Genomic DNA, 20,540 nt, shown 5'->3' on the forward strand with positions numbered 1-20,540 from the left:
GTTAACCGAAATATTAATGAAATACGTTTCAAAGGCAGAATATAATGAACATAGACTACTATAACGATGTAAATAAGAAGCAGGATCGGCCAGTTCCCTATCCTGCATCTCATAACGATGGCGCGGCTGCAGCGCGCGCCCTATACAGAGCGAAGCGCCTCGTCCGCGGAAGAGGCGCTGGCCGTCTTGCGCTCCTGACGCGCGGAGGGCTTCGCCGCGCGTTCATGGCGCTGCTGCTCGGGAGCATCGCGCTCTGGGGCTTATCCGCCCCAGGCGCCTTCGCTCCCGGAGGAGACTCGCCAGCCGGTTACGCGGAAGCGTCCGGCTCGGCAGCGCTGGCAGAGCAGCCGCAGAGCTGGCTGCTCAAGTGGTCGGATCCCGCGCTTGCGCATGATCTGAGCGGGGTTGAGGTGATCCGCCGCCAGAGCGAAGCGGCGGTGGATGTCGTTCGTCCCGCCGCTGATGTCAGCGGGGACTTGGAAGAGTGGCTGCGCCATCTGCGCAGCGCGCCGGGGGTCGAGTATGTGCACCCGAATCATAGGGTGCAGGTGCTCTCCAATTCCAGCGAGGAGCTTGCGGACTCGCTGGAGCCGATGGATGCATCAGATTTAGAGAATGATGCAGACGATAAGAGGCCAGCGGAGGAAGAGGCGGCGTCTCCGGCGACAGAGGAAGTGCGGGCTGCCGATTCCACGGATGCCGAAACAACCTCCTCTTCGCTTCTGACAGATTCACCGGCAGCTGCCGAACCGCAGGCTGCAGCCAAGATAGCTCCGTTCAAGGCAAATGATCCGGAGTTGTCCAAGCAGAAGCATTTGACGCAGATCGGAGCTTTGAAGGCTTGGGAAACGATTAGGGAGCATACGGGGATAACGATAGCGCTTGTGGATACGGGCGTTGATTTGGATCATCCTGACCTGAAGGAAAATCTGGTGCCAGGCGTTAACCTCGTCGATCCGAAGAAGCAGCCTGATGACGACAACGGTCATGGCACAAGTGTGGCGGGCGTTATCGCAGCCAAAGGAAATAACGGAATCGGGGTAGCCGGCATTCTGTGGGATGCAAAGCTCATGCCGGTCAAAGCGCTGGATCAATGGGGCGATGGTACGGAGCAGGATCTCGGAGAAGGTATTCTATACGCTGTTCGCAATGGAGCCAAGGTCGTCGTGCTGTCGGTCGGCCTCCACCGTTATTCGCCATATATGCAGGATATTGTGAACTACGCAGAAAACCATGGTGTACTTCTGGTAGCGGCCGCAGGCAATGACGGCTTGACCTTGGGCGGCAAGGCAGCCGTCAAATATCCGGCAGCTTATCCGACAGTGCTCGCTGTAGGCGGCGTGAAGGCTGACGGACAGCCAGATCCTCGTTCCAATCCAGGGTCTGAATTGGATATGCTTGCCCCATGGAATGTATATACCACCGGGGTGGACGGCACCTACAAGAAGGAAGAGGGCTCATCTATGGCGGCTCCGCAAGTTGCCGCTGCAGCTGCGCTTCTTATGGCCCAACACCCTGGTTTTCAGCCCTACCAGATACGGGAGCTGCTTCGCCAGACAGCGAAGGATATCGGCCCTAAGGGGACGGATACCACTTCCGGTTACGGTATTTTGCAATTGGATAAGGCTGTCGCAGCTTCCTTGTCCAAGGATGCACATGAGCCCAATAATAGTATCGGCGCAGCCACGACATTCCCGCTGATGAGCCAGATGATTGCAGAGCTTGAATCTGCCAAGGACCAGGACTGGTATATGGTTGACGTTCCGTTCGACGGCAAGCTCACCATTTATTTCAAGGGTATGCCAGAATCAGGGCAAGCGGTGCCTGTCGTTCGGTTTACGCATTATGCGGGTGGCAAGCAGCTGTCTGCCACTGATACAAAGCTGTCCACCAAAACGATGGATTTCGATGTAAAAAAAGGCAAGCAATACATACAGGTGCAATACGGGAGTCCGGAGGAACGACAGGCGCTAGTTTATTCCTTAATGTCTTCGTTCACGATGAGCCCGGATTCGTATGAGCCGAATGATCGAATGGCGAATGCGTTCAAGCTGGAGGCCAAGTCACAGACCATCACAGGTTCGTTTCATCAGACGGCTGACCGGGACTGGTTCGCCGTAACGTTCAAGGGAGACGGGAAGCTTCAGCTTACGCTGGAAGGAAGCACTGCACGTATGGATCTGGGGCTGTCCATCCAGCGGGAAGGCGGCTCGCTAACCTTGTATGATGAGAACGGGGAAGGCATGAATGAATGGACACCTGTCATGTCGGTAACGCCGGGCACGTATTATATCAGGGTGCATAATGCGATATCGCTGGAGGCCAGTCCTACGGTGGGAACATATAAGCTGCGGCTGGATTACAAGCCGGAATTGACCGATCCCAATGAGCCTAATGACAAGAGCTATGAAGCGCTTCTCATGAATCCCGGCACGGAGTACAAGGGCGTCATACACAGCACCTCTGACATTGACTGGTTCCAGTTCCGCATGGCCAGCTCCGGCATTGTTCGGATGAATGCCGGGGGAGTGCCTGCAGACGCCTCGCTTAGGCTGGAGGTATATGACAAGAGAATGGACCGAATTGCGCTCGGCACCACTGGATCAAGCGGCAAGCTGCAGACACAGGAGCAAGTGCTGCAGCCAGGCGTCTATTATGTGAAGCTTACATCGAGCAAGCCATTCACGAACCAGTATTATCGCCTTTCCTTCCAATCGGAGGAGTTGATCTCCGGTTTCCGGGATATTAAGGGACATTGGGCCAGAGATGAGATCGTCTCGATGGCGGGCAGCGGCATTGTGAACGGTGTAGGCAATTATCGCTTTCAGCCAGAGCGCAATATTACGAGAGCGGAAGCGGTAGCGATGATCGTGAAGGCGTATAAGCCGCTTACCGGCAATGTCGTCACCAAATCATTCTCCGACGTCAACAGCAGCCACTGGGCAAATGACGCGATACGCAAAGCGGTTCAGCAGGGCTGGGTGAACGGGTTCCCGGATGGAACCTTCAAGCCAGACAGACCTATCACCAGAGCTGAGATGGCCGTCATGATCGGGCATGCAGAGGGCATAACCGCACGAATACCGACCTCCCGTCCGTTCCAGGACGTGTCGCAATACGAGTGGTACTCCTCCATGCTTCATGCCATGAAGCTCGAGGGCAAGCTGAAGGGTGTCGGGCCAAACCGGTTCAAGCCTGACGGCAAAGCGAGCAGGGCCGAATTTACCGTATTGCTGTACCGTTATTATAAGGACTAGGAGCCGCTTCAGTGGCTGCCCTGAGGAGGAGCTATGGCAACAAGCAATGATTTTATGGGTGATTTTCTCCGGATGAACGGATTAACCGGTCTGTTCTCCATTGTAGTGGAGCTGCTTAGCATTCTGCTTGTATGGATGCTGATTCGTGAAGTGAAATGGGAGACGTTCTTCCATTTTCCAAACAGCCGAAAGGCACAGGTTTTGAAATTGTTGCTCACAGTTGCACTAGGACATTTGTTCGCACAGTTTATATTGCAATATTGGAATTACACCGTCATGTTGAAAACCTTTGTCGAATAACAACAGCGAAACATGTTAACAATGGGTAATATCAAGCTGCATGATTTGTTGAAATTCGTCGACAAAAAAAGAACAGTACCAGCTGGCAGCAAGGGGTTAGGTGGCTGCCACCGCTGTATTCCACCTCGCTATTTACGCCAACAGGCGCAGAAGCAAAAAGTGGAAGGAATTTTACCCTTGTCGATTATTGCAGCATAATGTTAAGATGAAGGTTAGTAATGCGATCGAAATCTGTCTAATTATTGAAATTGCTATTCGCGGAGGGAACACAAAGATGACTAAAATTATCGTCCGCGGAGGCCAGCGTCTAACGGGCACGGTCCGCGTAAGCGGCGCCAAAAATGCAGTGCTCCCCATTCTTGCTGCCTCATTACTAGCGACGGAAGGAGACAGCGTCATCTGTGACGTTCCCCTCCTCGACGACGTTATGACGATTCAGAACGTGCTCGCTTCCCTGGGAGCCCAAATTTCCTATAATAATGAAACCATGCGGGTATCCGCACCTTTAATCTCATCATTCGAAGCGCCTTACGAACTCATCCGCAAGATGAGAGCGTCTTTCCTGGTTATGGGTCCTTTGCTGGCCCGTATCGGAAAGGTTAGGATCTCGCTGCCGGGCGGCTGTGCAATCGGTACCAGACCGATTGACCAGCATTTGAAGGGCTTCGAGGCGATGGGCGCCGAGATTACACTTGGTCAAGGCTTTATCGAGGCGACAGCGCCGACCAGACTGAAAGGCGCCAAAATTTATTTGGATGTCGCAAGCGTGGGCGCAACGGAAAACATCATGATGGCGGCTGCTCTGGCGAGCGGCACCACCACCATCGAAAATGCGGCGAAGGAGCCGGAGATTGTGGACTTGGCCAACTACATCAATGCGATGGGCGGCAAGGTTCGCGGCGCAGGCACAGGCATGATCCGCATCGAGGGCGTAGAGCGCATGAAGGGCGCCAGGCACAATGTCATTCCGGACCGCGTAGAAGCAGGCACGTATATGATTGCTTCTGCCATTACAGGCGGGGATGTCTTTATTGAAGGAGCCATCGCCGATCATCTGATGCCAGTCATCTCCAAGCTTCAAGAGATGGGCGTCGAGATTACCGAAAGTGACAGCGGCATCCGAGTCCGCTCCGCCAGTCCGCTTAAGGCGGTTGACGTCAAGACGCTGCCGCATCCTGGCTTCCCAACGGATATGCAGTCTCAGATGATGGCGCTGCTTCTTGTATCGGAGGGTACGAGCGTCGTAACGGAGACGGTATTCGAGAATCGATTCATGCATGTGGAACAATTCCAGAAGATGAATGCCAGCATCAAGGTAGATGGACGCTCCGCCATTGTGACCGGCGGCGTACCGCTCACAGGAGCGAAGGTATGCGCTACCGATCTTCGCGCAGGCGCTGCTCTGATCTGTGCCGCATTACGAGCTGAGGGTGAGACGGAAGTAACCGGCCTGCACCATATTGATCGCGGTTACGTAGATATTACGGGCAAGCTGGCATCGCTTGGCGCCACGATCTATCGTGAGGAAGCGGCAGAGAGCGTTGCGACTGCTCAAGCGGCTAGCAAAGCGGCTGATTCAGCAACGTACAAGCGGGAGAAGGAAGTTGCTGTACTGAAAGTGCAGCCTACTTGGGCATAATGCCACCACCAAACAAGAACAAACGGGAGGTTTTCTTGCAGCTTGTCCGGTATTACCGGACGGAGCAAGGAATCTCCCGTTTTTTGATGCACGGCAGAGGCCGATTGCCTGGATAAGAAAGGGAATAGGGTGCGATTGATAGAACCCGCCGCAAAAGAGATTAGAGAAGCTTCATTTTGCTTCTATCCTACTAGACGACTTCATAGACTGTACTATTAGGACGTGGGCAAGAGACGTTCAGATAGAAGCGTGATATGGAGACAAGCGGCTCCAGCGCTGGAATGGAGGGGGGCGGCAGGCTTAGCATGGCGGGAAAGCTTGCTAGAGTTGGATTAAGCTTGCGAAGAAGCAAGCAATGGTGGATGGTCTTCTGCATCGGCGTCCTGCTCGGATTCATGATATTCGGAATGAGAGGCATGATCATGGCCTCCGGTCAGTCAGCGGCAGAGAGAGGAGCCGCGGCTTCGTCTCATCTGAATGAAACGGCAGGGATTGCTCCGAAATCGGCCGAGCCTGCCGCACGGGTGGACTACAGCGCAAAGCCGCAGCCTGTTGTACGGCAAAATGACGGAGCAAAGAAACAACCGGACCCGGTTGTTGTTGAGCCGGTCCCGGTCAGTGAACCGAGAACGGAAGCGGCGGAACTGGCGGTCCCGGCCAAAGGCGCATTGGACAATCAGCGCGTTCGCGTCTATCTGACGGAGCGGAAGAAGGTAGAGAGCGTACCGCTGGAAACGTATGTAATGGGTGTGCTTGCCGCGGAAATGCCGATTGACTTTGAGCTGGAGGCGATGAAGGCGCAAGCCATTGCGGCCCGTACTTATATTGTTCGCCGGCTGTCTTCGGCAGCAATGGCCAGCGAGAGAGCGGATGTGCTGGATACGGTGCAGCATCAGGCGTATCTATCGAAGGACGAGCTGGGCAAAAGGTGGAAGGGCCAGGATAAAACAGTGAATTTGTCCAAGCTCAAACGTGCGGTAGACGAGACGCGCGGATTTATTCTAACTTATGACGGCGAGCCCATCGAAGCGGCGTTTTTTTCTACTAGCAATGGGTTTACGGAAAACGCGGAGGACTACTGGACGCAATCGCTCCCTTACTTGCGCAGTGTAGAGAGCCCCTGGGATGCAGAGATCTCTCCCCGATACGAAGCGGAGACTTCATTCTCCAAGAAGGAATTGTACCGCGCGCTTGGTTTAAAGGGAAAGGCAGCCAGCTCCAAGCTAACCATTCATGTAGCGAAACGAACGGAAGGAAACCGGATCAAAGAGGTTGTCATTAATGGAAAATCTTTTAGCGGCAGGGAAGTAAGAGAGAAGCTGGGTCTTGCATCCTCTCATTTCAGCTGGAAGATCGAAGATGACGAGATTGTCATCCTCACCTACGGGCTGGGCCATGGTGTCGGCATGAGCCAGTGGGGCGCCAACGGAATGGCGCAAGAAGGCAGGTCGGCGAGCGATATTCTAATGCATTACTATACGGGAACGAAAGTGGAACAAGCTTCGAAGCTTCCAATCCGGACAACCTCTTAAAATTTGATATGCCTCACGTATAAACCTAGCAGATGTGGCAACAATGGCTAGTGAGGTGATATCAATGAATGATCAAAACCAGAACAACAAACAAAAGCAAAGACCAGAGGAAACTCCCAAAAACTCACTGGGAGGAGCGTCTGCCGCGAAATCTAGCAGCGGACTGAAGAAACTATTCGCTAAGCGTTGGGTTTCTCCAGCAATCTTCATGGCTGCGGCGGCAATTATCGTAACCTTAATGTGGATCTATCAGGGATCTGATCCGGCGAAGCCGACTACAGGCCCGGACAACTCTACTGAGGTCGCGCAAGGTGAAGAAGGCGAAGGCCAGGTTGCGCCAGAAGATGAAGTCGACGTCGTGGCTATCGCCGAGGACATGAAATGGCCGGTGGCGAGCAAGCAGGATCTGCAAGTGGAAACCAAGTTTTATGATGAGAAAGCAAGTGAGACCGACAAGGAAGCAGCGCTTATCCAGGTCGGAACCACGTATTCGCCGCATACAGGCATCGACTTCGTCGATCCGAACGGACAGCCGTTCGACGTGCTTGCCGCTCTGGACGGCAAGGTAACGCGTGTGGAGCCGCATCCACTCAATGGCAATATGATTGAGATTAGCCATGGCAACGGCCTCGTGACCGTGTACCAAAGCTTGACGGGCGTTCAAGTGGAGGAAGGCGATGAGGTGACTCAAGGCGCGGTTATCGCTCAAGCGGGCCGCAGCGACCTGGAGCGCGATCTTGGCATCCATCTGCACTTCGAAACCAGGTTGAACGGCAAGACGGTTAATCCAAGCCAGTACATTTCCGAATAATTTAAGGAAGCTGGCGAATAGGCCGAAAGTTGCGACAGGCGGGGGACAATTCCCCCGCTTGTTTTGTTTTTTTTCAAAAATTATTGCCTTTCGGGGCTTGTCACGCTTGGACATAAAGAATATCTACCCGCTCCACTCATATAATGTACCAAACTATCTCGAGTAGGGAGGCGGGAACGTGCACGATTACATCAAAGAGCGAACCATTAAAATAGGCCGTTGCATCGTGGAGACGAAGCATACGGTGCGAACGATCGCCAAAGAGTTCGGCGTGTCCAAGAGCACGGTGCATAAGGATTTGACCGAACGGTTGCCGGAGATTAACCCCGACCTGGCAGACCAGGTGAAGCACATTCTCGAATACCACAAATCGATCAGGCATCTCAGGGGAGGCGAAGCGACTAAAATCAAGTACAAAAAAACAAGTGCCAAAAAACGTGAGGTATTGGCTGCCGGAAAAGCGTAACGTCTTCTGTAGGGATTCCTGATTTTTTTACAAAGCATAGAGGATTTTTGTCCTTTTTGGCGAATAATGTTCGTTAGGGGTTTTTCCTGTTCTGGGAAAACAGAAGTGGAACGTTACGATTATCATTATTCGTTGGGGGACTTAAGCCTTATGCTGAGCAAGGATATCGGAATTGATCTTGGGACAGCCAATGTGTCTATTCATGTGAAAGGGAAAGGCGTCGTGCTTGACGAGCCGTCTGTCGTCGCCATTGAGAGTGACAGCAAGAAGGTGCTCGCTGTTGGCGAGGACGCGCATCGCATGGTCGGGCGTACGCCTGGCAATATTGTGGCCATCCGGCCGCTGAGGGACGGCGTTATTGCCGATTTCGAGATTACGGAAATTATGTTGAAAGCGTTTATTGACCGCGTGGACGGCCGCAAGTGGTTCAGCCGTCCACGTATTCTCATCTGCGCCCCAACGAATATTACTTCCGTGGAGCAGAAGGCGATACGCGAGGCTGCCGAGCGCAGCGGCGCAAAAGAAGTGTATTTGGAAGAGGAGCCTAAGGCTGCTGCGATTGGAGCAGGCATGGATATCTTCCAGCCTAGCGGCAATATGGTAGTGGATATCGGCGGCGGCACGACAGACGTAGCCGTCTTGTCTATGGGCGATATTGTTACAGCGTCTTCTATCAAAGTGGCGGGTGACAAGTTCGACGATTCCATCATGAAGTACATCAAAAGCAAGTACAAGCTATTAATCGGTGAGCGAACAAGCGAGGATATCAAAATTAAGATCGGTACGGTATACGACAACGGCCGCCAGGATGAGATGGATATTCGGGGCCGCGACATGGTCTCCGGACTGCCTCTAACGGTAACGATTCGTTCGGGCGAAATTAGGGAAGCGCTATGGGACCCTGTAATGTCCATTGTAGCCGCTGCTAAATTCGTGCTGGAACAGACGCCGCCAGAGCTGTCGGCGGATATCATCGACAGAGGTGTAATCTTGACCGGTGGCGGCGCGCTGCTGGATGGGCTAGATGCGTTGCTTGCTGACGAGCTGAAGGTGCCGGTCTTAATCGCCGAAGATCCGATGCATTGCGTCGTTAAAGGGACGGGCATTCTGCTCGATAACTTGGACAAGCTCAGAAAATAAATTCGATTTGTCAAAGGACAAGCTTTCGCGGGTAGGGCGCCATTGGGGGGCGGGCCGAGGCGGAAATGAGTCTAAGGTCATAGGCATGGACTATTCATAGGGTCTGGTTTCCAACCGATAATAGAGGATAGAGAAGTACGAATCGGGACGGAAGCGATCACGCTTTCGAAGCTATGTTTACTTCGTAAACATTAAGCGTATGCTTTCGAAGCTATGTTTACTTCGTAAACATTAAGCGTATGCTTTCGAAGCTATGTTTACTTCGTAAACATTAAGCGTATGCTTTCGAAGCTATGTTTACTTCGTAAACATTAAGCGTATGCTTTCGAAGCTATGTTTACTTCGTAAACATTAAGCGTATGCTTTCGAAGCTATGTTTACTTCGTAAACATTAAGCGTATGCTTTCGAAGCTATGTTTACTTCGTAAACATTAAGCGTATGCTTTCGAAGCTATGTTTACTTCGTAAACATTTGAGGAGGAATTGTCATGCTAAGAGGACTATATACGGCAGCATCGGGCATGATTGCCCAACAGCGTCGCCACGACACGGTGACGAACAACATCGCCAATATCCATACGCCGGGCTACAAGCAGACTAACGCGGTCACACGCTCGTTCCCGGAGATGCTATTGTCTTTGACAGGCGTGGATCAGGCGGAGCGCGCGACGGTCGGACGCTGGACAAGCGGAGTATTTGCTGAGGAGAGTCTGTCTATTCACCTGCAGGGCGATCTGACTCAGACCAACCAGTCCTCCGACTTTGCATTGATATCCAATATAGAAGTAGACGGACTTGCCTTTGACGCATCGGGGAAGGCCATTGGCCCGGATGGCCTGCCGGTATTCCAGCCGCAAGCCTTCTTTACCGTTCAGGATGGCAATGGCGATATACGTTATACAAGGGGCGGCAAGTTTACGGTTACGGGAGATGGATTCCTGATGACCAGCGATGGCTCGAACGTTCTTGGCACCAATGGGGCGCCGATCCAGCTTCCTGCGGGAGTAGGGCTGGATAGCCTGATTCTGACAGACGACCAGCGCTTTGTAGATAGCAACGGCGTCGATATTGGCGCTCAACTGCTCATTACTAGAATAGAGAATCCGAATGATCTGGTGAGAGAAGGCAACGGCAACTTCCGTTTCGTCGACGACCGCGGACAAGCCCGGCCGATCGAGGTTGGGGAGCGGATTGAAGTTAGACAAGGTTATGTGGAGCGTTCCAACGTGGACTCCGCCCAGGCGGCTGTTGACCTGATGTCTGCTCTGCGCGCTTATGAAGCCAATCAGAAGGTCATTCAATTTTATGACCAAAGCTTGCAGAAAGCAGCTAATGAGGTAGGACGGGTAGGCTAGACGATTCGGACGAGCTAAGGGAGGAACGGCGGCATGAATGCATCCATGATCAATGCGATGGTATCGATGAACGCGCTTCAGCAGAAGCTGGACCTCATCGCTGACAATATGGCCAACGTCAATACTGTAGGCTACAAGAAGAAGGAAGCGACTTTCGAGGATTTGCTTAATAATGTCAAGAGACAACCCGATACATTCAGCCAGCCGGGAAGGCTGACACCGCTTGATTTCAACCAGGGCTGGGGCTCTAAGCTGACCATGATTCAGCCGAATCTGTCCCAAGGGCCGATGAAAGAAACGAGCGTGCCGACGGATCTGGCGATTGAAGGAAATGCGCTTTTTGAAGTGCAAGTAGACGGTGCCGGCAATCGTGCCTATACGCGCAGCGGCGCCTTCCAGTTGACGATGGCGGCAAACGGTGATACGATTTTGGCAACGGAAAAAGGCTACCCGGTTATCGCGAATATCCCTGACGGCAACGGAAATATCGTCGAGGGGAATATTGTGTTGCCAGCAGGCTATAATCTCCGTGTCGATGCTGACGGCACCGTGCTTGGCGTATCTTCTGCAGGTACGATTAATCTGGGCAGCATCAAATTGCTTCAAGCAACCCGTCCGGCCGCGCTGACGGCAGTAGCGGATAATTTGTTCGCAATCGCGACGGGCATCAATATAGACGATGTTGTTCAGGAGATTACGCCAACTCTGGATAATCGGATCGCTTTGCGTCAAGGCTATCTGGAACAGTCCAACGTCGAATATGTCGATGAAGCGACGGAGCTTATCAATGTTCAGCGTGCTTATCAATTAGCAGCAAGAGCTTTATCGTCCAGCGATACGATGATGGGCCTTGCGAACTCGATACGCGCGTAAGAACGAATGAAGGTGATGGTATGGCCGATGATCGAATCCCCGCGACCCGCAGAGAATTCGAGAACGAGTCCATGAAGAAAGAAGGCGACGAGGGAAGAACCTTGCGTTACGGCTCTATGAGCACGACGCTTTCCCGTACGCAGCGGCATGGCGGCACTCAGCCCGGGTATTCGGGCGAGGCAGCAGATCCGATAAAGGATAAAAGCCGCAAGCCTGTGCATGAGGTGTCAGGCGAGGAAGACGAAGAGGTGTACAGATTTCCGAAGTGGGCAAGAATGATCTTCTGGGTGCTGCGCAAAAGCATTGTACCTATTGTGATGATTGTTATGCTGATCGTCGGACTTTACGTAGGCTTCGTATTTTTAGGTGACGGTTCCAAAGGCGATGTGTTCGAATGGGCAACCTGGCGCCATCTGTATGATCTGGTCTTCGCTGAATCCTGATCCATACATGTCGATATAATCAAGAGAGCTGGTTTATGCAGTGTATACACTGTATGAATGGCTCTTTTTTTATTTGAAAACATCATGCAGCATACAGAGTGAAAAAATAAAGCCCCGTTAAACGGGGCTCCATGAGAAGAGATCGTTGTGTTGTTCCGTCGAGCGCTCCGCCTGTGGCTATTTCAGGCAAGTCCGCTCAGACAAAGCCTTGCCTAAATGATGCGGCGCCTGGCAATCCGTGATCTTAAACCTTTGGTGCGACGGAACGTTTGATGAATAACGACATGATCAGTGCAATAATGGCGAACACCAATCCAAGCTTGAACGAGCTGTTCACGCCAACGCTGAGTGAGTTCGCAAGCTCAACCTTGGACATCGGATCAGCAACGTCCGCAAGATAATTCTTCTGGCTAGTCGTCATTACGCTGATGAAGAAGGCAATGCCAATTGCGCCGGATACTTGCTGCAGCGTATTCATAATAGCGGAACCATGCGGATAGAACTTAGGCGTCAATTGGTTCAATCCGTTCGTTTGAGCCGGCATCATAATCATGGACATCGCTATGCTCATTGTGACATGCAGCAGAATGATGATGCCTTTGCTGGTGTCGAGCGATATTTGGGTGAAGAAGAACATGACGACGACAAGGATAGCTGCCCCTGGAATTACGAGCGCACGCGGTCCGAATTTATCGAACAGCTTGCCGGTAATCGGAGACAGGAAACCATTGGCAATACCGCCGGGCAGAAGAACAAGGCCTGCTGCGAATGCGGTCATCATCATCCCCTGCTGCATTAGAATCGGCAGAAGCAGCAAGGTGGAGAACAGGGACATCATGACAATGATAATAAGTACGGTTGCGAAAGAAAACATGGGTGCTTTGAATGCCCGGAGATCGAGCATCGGCTCTTTGGAGACAAGCTGTCTCCAGACGAATAAGATCAGCGCGATGCCGCCAGCGATAACAGACAGGTAGACACGCTCGCTGGACCAGCCGCCATGGCCTTCGCCCAGACTGCTGAAGCCGAATACGAGACCGCCGAAAGCGACCGTTGATAACAGCATGGATAGAATATCTACCCGTGGTTTTGTGATCGTGGATACGTTCTTCAGGAAGACGGCCGCGAACAGGATGGAGAAGATCGCGAACGGCAGTACCAGATAGAACAACCAACGCCAATCCAGCGATTCCAGAATCAGACCTGACAGTGTAGGGCCGATAGCCGGGGCAAACATAATAACCAGACCCATACTGCCCATCGCAGCGCCGCGTTTCTCAGGCGGATAGAGTACAAGAATGGTATTCATCATAACCGGCAGCATGAGGCCGGTACCCAGTGCTTGAATCACACGACCGATCAGCAAGACATAAAACTCAGGTGCGAGGGCACATACAAGCGTACCGATGGAGAAGAGTGTCATCGCTCCCAAAAACATTTGCCTGGTCGTAAACCATTGTACTAATAATGCGGACACCGGAATCAGGATACCGACAACGAGCAGATAGCTTGTCGACAGCCACTGAACCGTTGTATAGTCAACGTTGAAATCGATACTGAGATCGACAAAAGCGATGTTCAGCAGCGTTTCATTCAATATCGAGAAGAACGCGCCGATAATTAGGGAAATCAAAATAGGCAATCGCTTAATATTGCCCAGATCTTGCGGAGCCGCGCTAGTTGCGGCTGCTGATGTATTCATAATTGCTTTAACCCTCCAAATCCATATCCATAGGTTCTGTACTTAGTTTTTCCTTAAGTCACTTGCTCTAATCCCATAAAGCAAAGCGTCCAGCGCTACACGGTAAAGCCGAATCGCTTCCTCTAGACTCAAATCTTGCGAGGAATCGCCAAGCCCGCGGAACATGCCTTCCAGAATGCGGCCAAGGTCGGAGGTGTTCACCGGCTTGAATTCTCCGGAATCAACGCCCCGTTGAATCAGTCTTTGGTAAAAAACACGATTCTCCTCCGTCTTAATGGCGATTTGGCGGCAGCCCTCTTCGCTCTTGCCCCAGGCTTCCTCAAAAAATTCTCTGGCTGCCCGGTTCAAGGGATGATGGAATCCGCGTTCAAGACCAGCTTGAATCATGCCATTGAGCATATCCGTTGTGGATTCATAGAGCTGTTCCTGCTCTGCCCATAGCGACTTCCATTCCGCTTCGTATTGGTCCAGCAGCGTGAGGAATAATCCTTCCTTGCTTTTGAAGTGATAATAAATATTGGCCTTGCTCACTCCGGTAGCGGAAGCAATATCTTCTATAGATGCAGCGTGATAGCCTCGTTGCGAAAACAGGATATTCGCAGCTTCTATAATACGCGATTTCGTCTCTTCGCTTTGCGTTTTCTTTTTGTTCAAGACGCCTCTCCTTCCCTGTCAACTGACCGCTTACAAAACGTAAACTGAACGGTCAGTCAGTATTGTAGCATGCACAATCCTTTTGCGCAATTCCTTTCTTCATTGCCTGCAAACGGAGTTTGTTTTCATTTTGGAATAGGTAGTTTATAATAGTTGGGAACCATGGTGGGACATTCCGGGGACTAGGAGGAGTGTGAGCGTTGCGTTTGAATCTGCCTAATCTGCTGACTTCATTGCGATTTCTGTTGATTCCTGTCTATATTGGTATATTTGTTAGCGGTCACATGATTCCGGCCTTTCTCGTCGTGGTGGCCGCCGGAGTCACAGATGTGATGGACGGCTATATTGCCCGCAAGTACGGACAAGTTACGACGGTTGGCGAGATGCTGGACCCTCTGGCGGATAAGCTTATGCTGATTACCGTCATTTTATCGTTGCTGCTGACGAGCCATATTTCATGGTGGGCCGCAGGAGCTATGTTTTTGCGCGATCTCGGCATGATTGCGGGAGGGCTAATGACGCATTTTCGGGGAAAACGGACGGTGCCTGCCAATTGGATGGGTAAGCTGACGACCGTGATGTTTTATTTTGCGATCATGTTTATATTCTTTCAAGCGCCATTCGCACATACATACTTGTGGATCGTCATTGCGTTTTCGTTCGTAACATCTTTCGTATATTTGGCGTCTTATAAAGAACTGAATCGCGAGAATAACACAACTACAGAGCAAGTATAAAACAGAAAGAGGCTTGATCCCGGAACTTCAAGGTCCGAAGGTCAAGCCCCCTTATCTTAACCTCCATAATCTGCAGTTTATGAAGGATAGGACTAGTTTCGCTTAGTTAGGCCCGTTTTATACTCTAAATTGTTGAAAGGAGTCATTTTTATGCTGGATATTAATCAAATTCAAGAAATCATTCCGCACAGACCGCCATTTTTGCTTATTGACCGTATTTTGGAGGTCGAACCGGGCGTACGCGCAGTAGGACTTAAGAATGTCACGATGAACGAGCCGTTTTTCACCGGTCATTTCCCAGGTTATCCGGTTATGCCGGGCGTATTGATCGTGGAGGCGCTTGCTCAGGTTGGTTCTGTAGCTATGCTGATGGTCGAGGCGAATAAGGGGAAGCTGGGGTTCTTTGCAGGAATTGACGGATTTCGTTTCCGCGATCAGGTGAAGCCGGGCGATACGCTTATTCTCGAAGTGGAGATTACCCGTTTGAAGGGGCCGATCGGCAAAGGAAAAGCTACAGCTAAAGTAGGAGATAAGGTCGTCGCAGAGGGTGAGCTGATGTTTGCGCTGTCTGATCGTTCTTAATGCCTGAGATTTAAATGATCGATAAAGAATCCTATGGACAAGGGAGAGGTAGTCGAGGGTGAGCCAACTGACGAATGATAGCACCCAGGCTCGATATGAGACCTGGCTGAGTGATCCTGTAATCGATTTGGCGACGAAGGATGAGTTGCGGGCTATTGCAGGAGACGAGAAAGAACTGAGGGACCGTTTTTACCGCGAGCTTGAATTTGGCACGGGCGGATTGCGCGGCGTAATGGGAGCCGGCACCAATCGATTGAATGCTTATACGGTAGGCAAAGCGACGCAAGGGCTTGCAAATTGGCTGCTCGATAATCGCGTTGAAGGGAAAGGGCTGTCTGTTGTGATTGCCTATGATTCCCGCAATAACTCTGCTGAATTTGCCCTGGATACGGCCCTTGTGCTTGCCGGGAACGGGATTAAAGCTTATTTGTTCAAGGAGCTTCGCCCTACGCCGCAGTTGTCTTTCGCTGTTCGCGATTTAGACGCTTCCGGCGGCATTGTCATTACAGCCAGCCATAATCCCCCGGAATATAACGGCTACAAGGCATACGGTGCAGATGGCTGCCAGCTGATACCAGAAGATGCAGAGCAGGTTATAGCCTCCATTGCGGCTATTGACAGCTTTGGGGCTATTAAACGCGCAAACAGACAGTCTGCGGAATCGGAAGGCTTGCTCGTGTGGCTTGGTGAAAATGAGGATCGCCGGTATATGGAGACGGTCGTAGGAGAGAGCTTGAACCAAAAGCTGCTTCAAGGTGAGCTGGGCGATCGCTTCGGCATCGTCTTTACCCCGCTGCACGGTACGGGCAACAAGCCTGTCCGAGATGCGCTGTCAGGTGCAGGCTTCAGAAATGTACTCGTTGTCCGCGAGCAGGAGATGCCCGACGGTTATTTCAGCACGGTCAAATCTCCGAATCCGGAAGAACGCGAAGCGTTCGAGCTGGCCATAGAGCTGGCGAAGAAGGAAGCGGCGGATATCATCATCGGAACGGATCCGGACGCAGACCGGATGGGGGCAGTGGTCAAGGACGGCAACGGGGAATATGTCGTGCTGACAGGCAACCAATCCGGCGCTTTAATGGTGCATTACAAGCTTAGCACCTTGAAGGAGAGAGGGCTGCTTCCCGATAACGGCGTCGTTATCAAGACGATCGTGACAAGCGAGATGGGCGCTGATATTGCCCGTTCTTACGGAATGAGCGTCGAAAATACGCTGACCGGCTTCAAGTACATCGGCGAAAAAATGACGGCTTACGAGAAAAATAAAGATCGGGCATTCTTGTTCGGCTATGAGGAGAGCTACGGCTATCTCTCCGGCACTTATGCGCGGGATAAGGATGCCGTAGTTGCTTCCTTGCTGATCAGTGAAGCAGCTGCCTATTACAGCAGTCAAGGCAAGACTCTGTACGATGTGCTTGAGGAGCTGTATAAGCAGCACGGCTATTATCTCGAGGCACTTGAATCTCGAACGCTCAAAGGCTTTGACGGGGTGCAGAAGATCGGCGCTATTATGGAAGATTGGCGCTCCAACCCACCTGTCGATATCAATGGCGTACGTATTGTATCGGTCCAGGATTACGGAAGCGGTCTAGATGGACTTCGTCCGGAGAATGTGCTGAAATACGGTCTTGAAGACGGTTCATGGTTCTGTCTAAGGCCTTCCGGCACGGAACCGAAAATCAAAATATATTTTGGCGTAAAGAAAGAGTCGGCGGATACTTCCGCTGCGGCGCTTCAGCAATTGCGGCAGACGGTTATGTCCCGTGTGGACGGACTTGCTTAACAAGGAATAGAACGGAGGATTAACGTGCTCATGCGTTGGCAGCGTTGGAATCGGAAAGCGAAGCTATGGCTGTGGGTCATTACGCTTATTGGCGTTGTGGCAGCCATGCCGCTTGGCATATCGCGTATGGCGATGGAGAAGTCATCGAATACGATAGAGTATGTATTTGATCATCGGGATATTGTGGAGGTGGCGGATCTTCGTCCCAATCCCAATCAATTTTTGAATGAGAAGGTGGATCTGCTCAAGGAGTCGGGCGTTACGACGATGGCGGTGTATGAGAGCTCGCTCAAGGAGCTCATGCAAGCGGGCAGACTTACTTATTACAATGAAAAAGACGCCGCTTTGCTGCAAGGTAAAGTGCCGGACGAGCGGGTTAACTATACGTATATTCTTTTTAACGGCCGTGAGGAAGAGGAGAAGATCGGTCCGATCGTGCGCGAGGCGTACGGACGGATGGAGGTTCCGGTTCGCAATTGGTCGTTTGATGGACGGCCTGGCCTTATTATCGAAGAATCACTGTCCGCAGCTGTCCTGAAGACGCTCGATTTTGATCCCATGACGATCCAGGAGCTTTCTGACAAGGGCTTCTATATTTTGCCTCGCTTCTCGGATCGCGTCGTGCCTTATGATTCGGAGCGTACGGCTGCGCAGCTGGAGAGGCTGAAGTCGTACGGTGTGTCACGTATACTGTTTGATGGAGAGAAGGCTAAGGGGACATCGGACCAATCGGCTCTGCATAGCCTCGACAGCTTCGGAGAATTGCTAAAGCAACATGATATCGGTCTTATTGCGATTGAGAATTTGAAAAAACCGCAACAGGGCATAAATAAACTGGCTTATTTGACAAATTATAATGTGACAAGGCTATATTCCTTGTCGCCGGAAGACAGTATTGAGATGACGCAGGAAGGCATTGCCGACCGCTTCTTGCTGGCTGCCAAGGATCGCAATATTCGGATGTTCTTCTTGAACACGATGAATCAGGGCAGCACGGATACAGGGCTGCTGATTCATTCGGTGGACAAGCTAGCTACTGCGATGAGCGGGCCGAGTGGCGTAATCGCCCAATTGGATGAGGCGGGATTCCCTTCGGGACTTGCGCAGGCGTTCACCTACGATAAGCCATCATGGGAGAAGCCGGTGCGCGGTATTGTAGCGCTTGGAGCGATTGCAATGATTACGCTGCTGGTCAGCGCGTTTATTCCGCATATATCCATTCTGGTCTTTATCCTTGGCTTGATCGGTTCCGCAGGCTTGTTCGTCTTGAACAGCTCACTCATGGAACAAGCGCTTGCACTTGGTGCAGCGGTGAGCGGTCCGACACTGGCGCTCATTTGGGTCATGAACCGGATCTATTCCCGTACGGTTGGCGAGCGCCGCATGGTTGGCGGCGAGGAATGGACGGTTGCAAATGCCGGACAGGAAGCAGAGACACGGACACAGTGGGTATTCCCAAGCGTGTCGATTGGCCGCAGGGTGGGCATTGCGCTTAATTGGTTCATTGTCGCAACCTGTATCTCGCTGACGGCGGTTCCGCTCGTATTCGGCTTGCTGAACAATATTACGTACAGTCTGGTGCTAGAGCAATTCAGAGGCGTCAGCGTGCTGCATCTCGGGCCGATCGGACTGATCGCTCTTTACATCTTGCTATATGAAGGAAATGAAGGACGGGGAGTTATCGGACGTATTGCGAAGCTGCTTCGTCAGCCGATTCTGGTTAGCTGGATTATTATTGCGGCTGTTGTTGGCGCAATCGGCTTCTATTATCTGTCCCGTACAGGCAATTCGGGATCGGTTACCTGGATTGAACTCATTATCCGTAATTGGCTGGAGTCGACGTTTGGCGTTCGTCCGCGCTTTAAAGAGTTTATGCTGGGTCATCCGCCACTTCTGCTGGGACTGTTCCTCGCGATTCGTTATCGCGCGGCATGGGTATTAATTATTGTGGGCGTGATCGGACAGTTGACTATGGTCAGTACGTTCACACACATTCATACGCCGCTGTACATTTCGATTGTACGTACGCTGCTTGGCCTGGGCGCAGGTATTATCATCGGCACGATCTTCATCGCCGCTTGGATCGTATTGGAAGGAGCATGGCGCAAATGGCTGGCACCAATGATTCGCAAATATTCCGCATAGCCATATCTGGATATTACGGCTTCCGCAACAGCGGGGACGAGGCGGTGCTTCGTTCGATTCTGCTGGCGTTGAAGGAAGAAGGAGACAAGCAGGGCGTTATCGTTCAGCCCATCGTGCTTAGCGCCGATCCGGCATGGACGACAGCGATGTATGGCGTGGAGTCCTTCCACCGGATGAAGCCGGGCGATGTGCTTCGTGCGCTCCGCAGCTGTGACGGTCTGATTAGCGGCGGAGGCAGCTTGCTTCAAGACGTAACAAGCGGGAAAACGATTCCGTATTACATCGGCATCATGAAGCTTGCCCAGTGGCTGGGCAAGCCGACCTTTGCCTATGCGCAGGGGATCGGGCCGATCAATCGCCGCTCCATGGATTCGCTTATTCGGAGCGCGATGCGCCGGAGCAAGTATGTGTCGGTGCGGGATGCGGAATCCGCTGCTCTGCTAGGGCGGATCGGCATGCCGCTGGACCGGATCGATGTCGTGCCCGATCCGGTGATGGGGCTGCCGCTGCCGGGGGGTTCACCGGCAGCGCAGCCGCGCGCGGGCGCGGACGAGACGCCGCCAGTCATTGGCGTCTCGCTGCGCCGTTGGCGCGAGGACGGCGCCGATATGGCGCGCGCCGCCGAGGCGCTGGTCGCGCTGTCGAAGCGCAGGCCGGTTCGGCTGCGCTTCTTGCCGTTCCACACCCCTTCCGACCGGGTAACGTCGGAAGAGGTGATGGAACGGCTGAGCGGCCGTCTCGGCGAAGGAAGCTCCGCCGAGCTGGCCGCTCCCGGCGACGACCCCCAGGCGATGCTTCTGGAGGTCAGCCGCTGTGACGCTTTGTTCGGCATGCGCCTGCATGCGCTTATATACGCCGCCAATCAGCACATTCCGATGCTTGGGCTGTCGTACGACCCTAAAATTGATCAATTTATGAATCGCTTGAATCTGCGTCCGATCGGCACAACAGAATCGCTGGATGCTGAGATATTCGCAGACGAAGCCTGTAATCTGCTCGATACGCCAGAGGAGTGGCGCATCAAGCACGGTCCCGCTATCGAGACGTTGAAGCAACAAGCAAAAATTCCCGCGCAACAAATCTTACAAATATTGCGTCAATATAGATCGAGGTGATTTCCT

Annotated in this window: 18 protein-coding genes; 16 read left to right on the forward strand and 2 right to left on the reverse strand. The window is 52.3% G+C overall.

Annotated features, from left to right (window positions below):
- The first annotated feature begins 44 nt into the window (after nt 1-44).
- The 11 genes from D3P07_RS20595 (at nt 45) to D3P07_RS20640 (ending at nt 11,816) form a co-directional block, all read left to right on the forward strand.
- The gene (locus tag D3P07_RS20595) at nt 45-3,257 is read left to right on the forward strand and encodes a S8 family serine peptidase (RefSeq protein WP_119802147.1); all 3,213 of its coding nucleotides are present in this window, start codon (nt 45-47) and stop codon (nt 3,255-3,257) included.
- 33 nt (nt 3,258-3,290) lie between these two features.
- On the forward strand, nt 3,291-3,557 hold the full coding sequence (locus tag D3P07_RS20600; RefSeq protein ID WP_259391618.1) for a DUF1146 domain-containing protein: 267 nt from the start codon (nt 3,291-3,293) through the stop codon (nt 3,555-3,557).
- 21 nt (nt 3,558-3,578) lie between these two features.
- Nucleotides 3,579-3,755 carry a hypothetical protein gene (locus D3P07_RS27190; RefSeq protein WP_182914433.1) on the forward strand — a complete coding sequence of 59 codons (177 nt, stop codon included), beginning with the start codon at nt 3,579-3,581 and terminating at the stop codon, nt 3,753-3,755.
- A gap of 76 nt (nt 3,756-3,831) precedes the next feature.
- Nucleotides 3,832-5,196, forward strand: a complete 1,365-nt coding sequence (gene murA / locus D3P07_RS20605) for a UDP-N-acetylglucosamine 1-carboxyvinyltransferase (protein WP_119802148.1) — start codon at nt 3,832-3,834, stop codon at nt 5,194-5,196.
- A gap of 254 nt (nt 5,197-5,450) precedes the next feature.
- The gene (spoIID, locus tag D3P07_RS20610; protein WP_259391619.1) at nt 5,451-6,728 is read left to right on the forward strand and encodes a stage II sporulation protein D; all 1,278 of its coding nucleotides are present in this window, start codon (nt 5,451-5,453) and stop codon (nt 6,726-6,728) included.
- 64 nt (nt 6,729-6,792) lie between these two features.
- On the forward strand, nt 6,793-7,539 hold the full coding sequence (locus D3P07_RS20615; RefSeq protein ID WP_119802149.1) for a M23 family metallopeptidase: 747 nt from the start codon (nt 6,793-6,795) through the stop codon (nt 7,537-7,539).
- 178 nt (nt 7,540-7,717) lie between these two features.
- A complete protein-coding gene (gene spoIIID / locus D3P07_RS20620) occupies nt 7,718-8,005 on the forward strand; it encodes a sporulation transcriptional regulator SpoIIID (protein ID WP_119802150.1) in 288 nt (95 codons plus the stop codon).
- A 150-nt stretch (nt 8,006-8,155) separates the two neighbouring features.
- Nucleotides 8,156-9,145, forward strand: a complete 990-nt coding sequence (gene mreB / locus D3P07_RS20625; RefSeq protein ID WP_119802151.1) for a rod shape-determining protein MreB — start codon at nt 8,156-8,158, stop codon at nt 9,143-9,145.
- 488 nt (nt 9,146-9,633) lie between these two features.
- A complete protein-coding gene (locus D3P07_RS20630) occupies nt 9,634-10,500 on the forward strand; it encodes a flagellar hook-basal body protein (RefSeq protein ID WP_119802152.1) in 867 nt (288 codons plus the stop codon).
- Between the two features lie 33 nt (nt 10,501-10,533).
- The gene (locus tag D3P07_RS20635) at nt 10,534-11,373 is read left to right on the forward strand and encodes a flagellar hook-basal body protein (RefSeq protein ID WP_119802153.1); all 840 of its coding nucleotides are present in this window, start codon (nt 10,534-10,536) and stop codon (nt 11,371-11,373) included.
- A 20-nt stretch (nt 11,374-11,393) separates the two neighbouring features.
- Complete coding sequence (locus tag D3P07_RS20640) at nt 11,394-11,816, forward strand: DNA-directed RNA polymerase subunit beta (protein ID WP_119802154.1); 423 nt, start codon at nt 11,394-11,396, stop codon at nt 11,814-11,816.
- 244 nt (nt 11,817-12,060) lie between these two features.
- Here D3P07_RS20640 and D3P07_RS20645 read toward each other — a convergent pair whose 3' ends face one another.
- Nucleotides 12,061-13,518, reverse strand: a complete 1,458-nt coding sequence (locus tag D3P07_RS20645) for an MDR family MFS transporter (RefSeq protein WP_119802155.1) — start codon at nt 13,516-13,518, stop codon at nt 12,061-12,063.
- 42 nt (nt 13,519-13,560) lie between these two features.
- On the reverse strand, nt 13,561-14,172 hold the full coding sequence (locus D3P07_RS20650) for a TetR/AcrR family transcriptional regulator (protein WP_119802156.1): 612 nt from the start codon (nt 14,170-14,172) through the stop codon (nt 13,561-13,563).
- Between the two features lie 206 nt (nt 14,173-14,378).
- On the opposite strand from D3P07_RS20650, the gene D3P07_RS20655 reads away from it, so the two are divergent.
- The 5 genes from D3P07_RS20655 to csaB all read left to right on the forward strand — a co-directional run bounded on the left by D3P07_RS20655 (nt 14,379) and on the right by csaB (nt 20,534).
- A complete protein-coding gene (locus tag D3P07_RS20655) occupies nt 14,379-14,909 on the forward strand; it encodes a CDP-alcohol phosphatidyltransferase family protein (protein WP_119802237.1) in 531 nt (176 codons plus the stop codon).
- Nucleotides 14,910-15,059: 150 nt separating this feature from the next.
- Nucleotides 15,060-15,491 (forward strand): 3-hydroxyacyl-ACP dehydratase FabZ, encoded by a 432-nt coding sequence (gene fabZ, locus D3P07_RS20660; RefSeq protein WP_119802157.1) that lies wholly within the window; start codon nt 15,060-15,062, stop codon nt 15,489-15,491.
- Nucleotides 15,492-15,558: 67 nt separating this feature from the next.
- Nucleotides 15,559-17,274: a phospho-sugar mutase gene (locus D3P07_RS20665; RefSeq protein ID WP_119802238.1), complete on the forward strand. Its 1,716-nt coding sequence runs from the start codon at nt 15,559-15,561 to the stop codon at nt 17,272-17,274.
- 30 nt (nt 17,275-17,304) lie between these two features.
- A complete protein-coding gene (locus D3P07_RS20670; protein WP_259391627.1) occupies nt 17,305-19,419 on the forward strand; it encodes a DUF5693 family protein in 2,115 nt (704 codons plus the stop codon).
- Nucleotides 19,383-20,534, forward strand: coding sequence for a polysaccharide pyruvyl transferase CsaB (gene csaB, locus D3P07_RS20675; protein WP_119802239.1), 1,152 nt, complete (start codon nt 19,383-19,385; stop codon nt 20,532-20,534). Before D3P07_RS20670 ends, csaB begins: the two co-directional genes overlap by 37 nt.
- Nucleotides 20,535-20,540 lie beyond the last annotated feature (6 nt).

The organism is Paenibacillus sp. 1011MAR3C5 (assembly GCF_003591485.1).
Lineage (GTDB): Bacteria > Bacillota > Bacilli > Paenibacillales > Paenibacillaceae > Pristimantibacillus.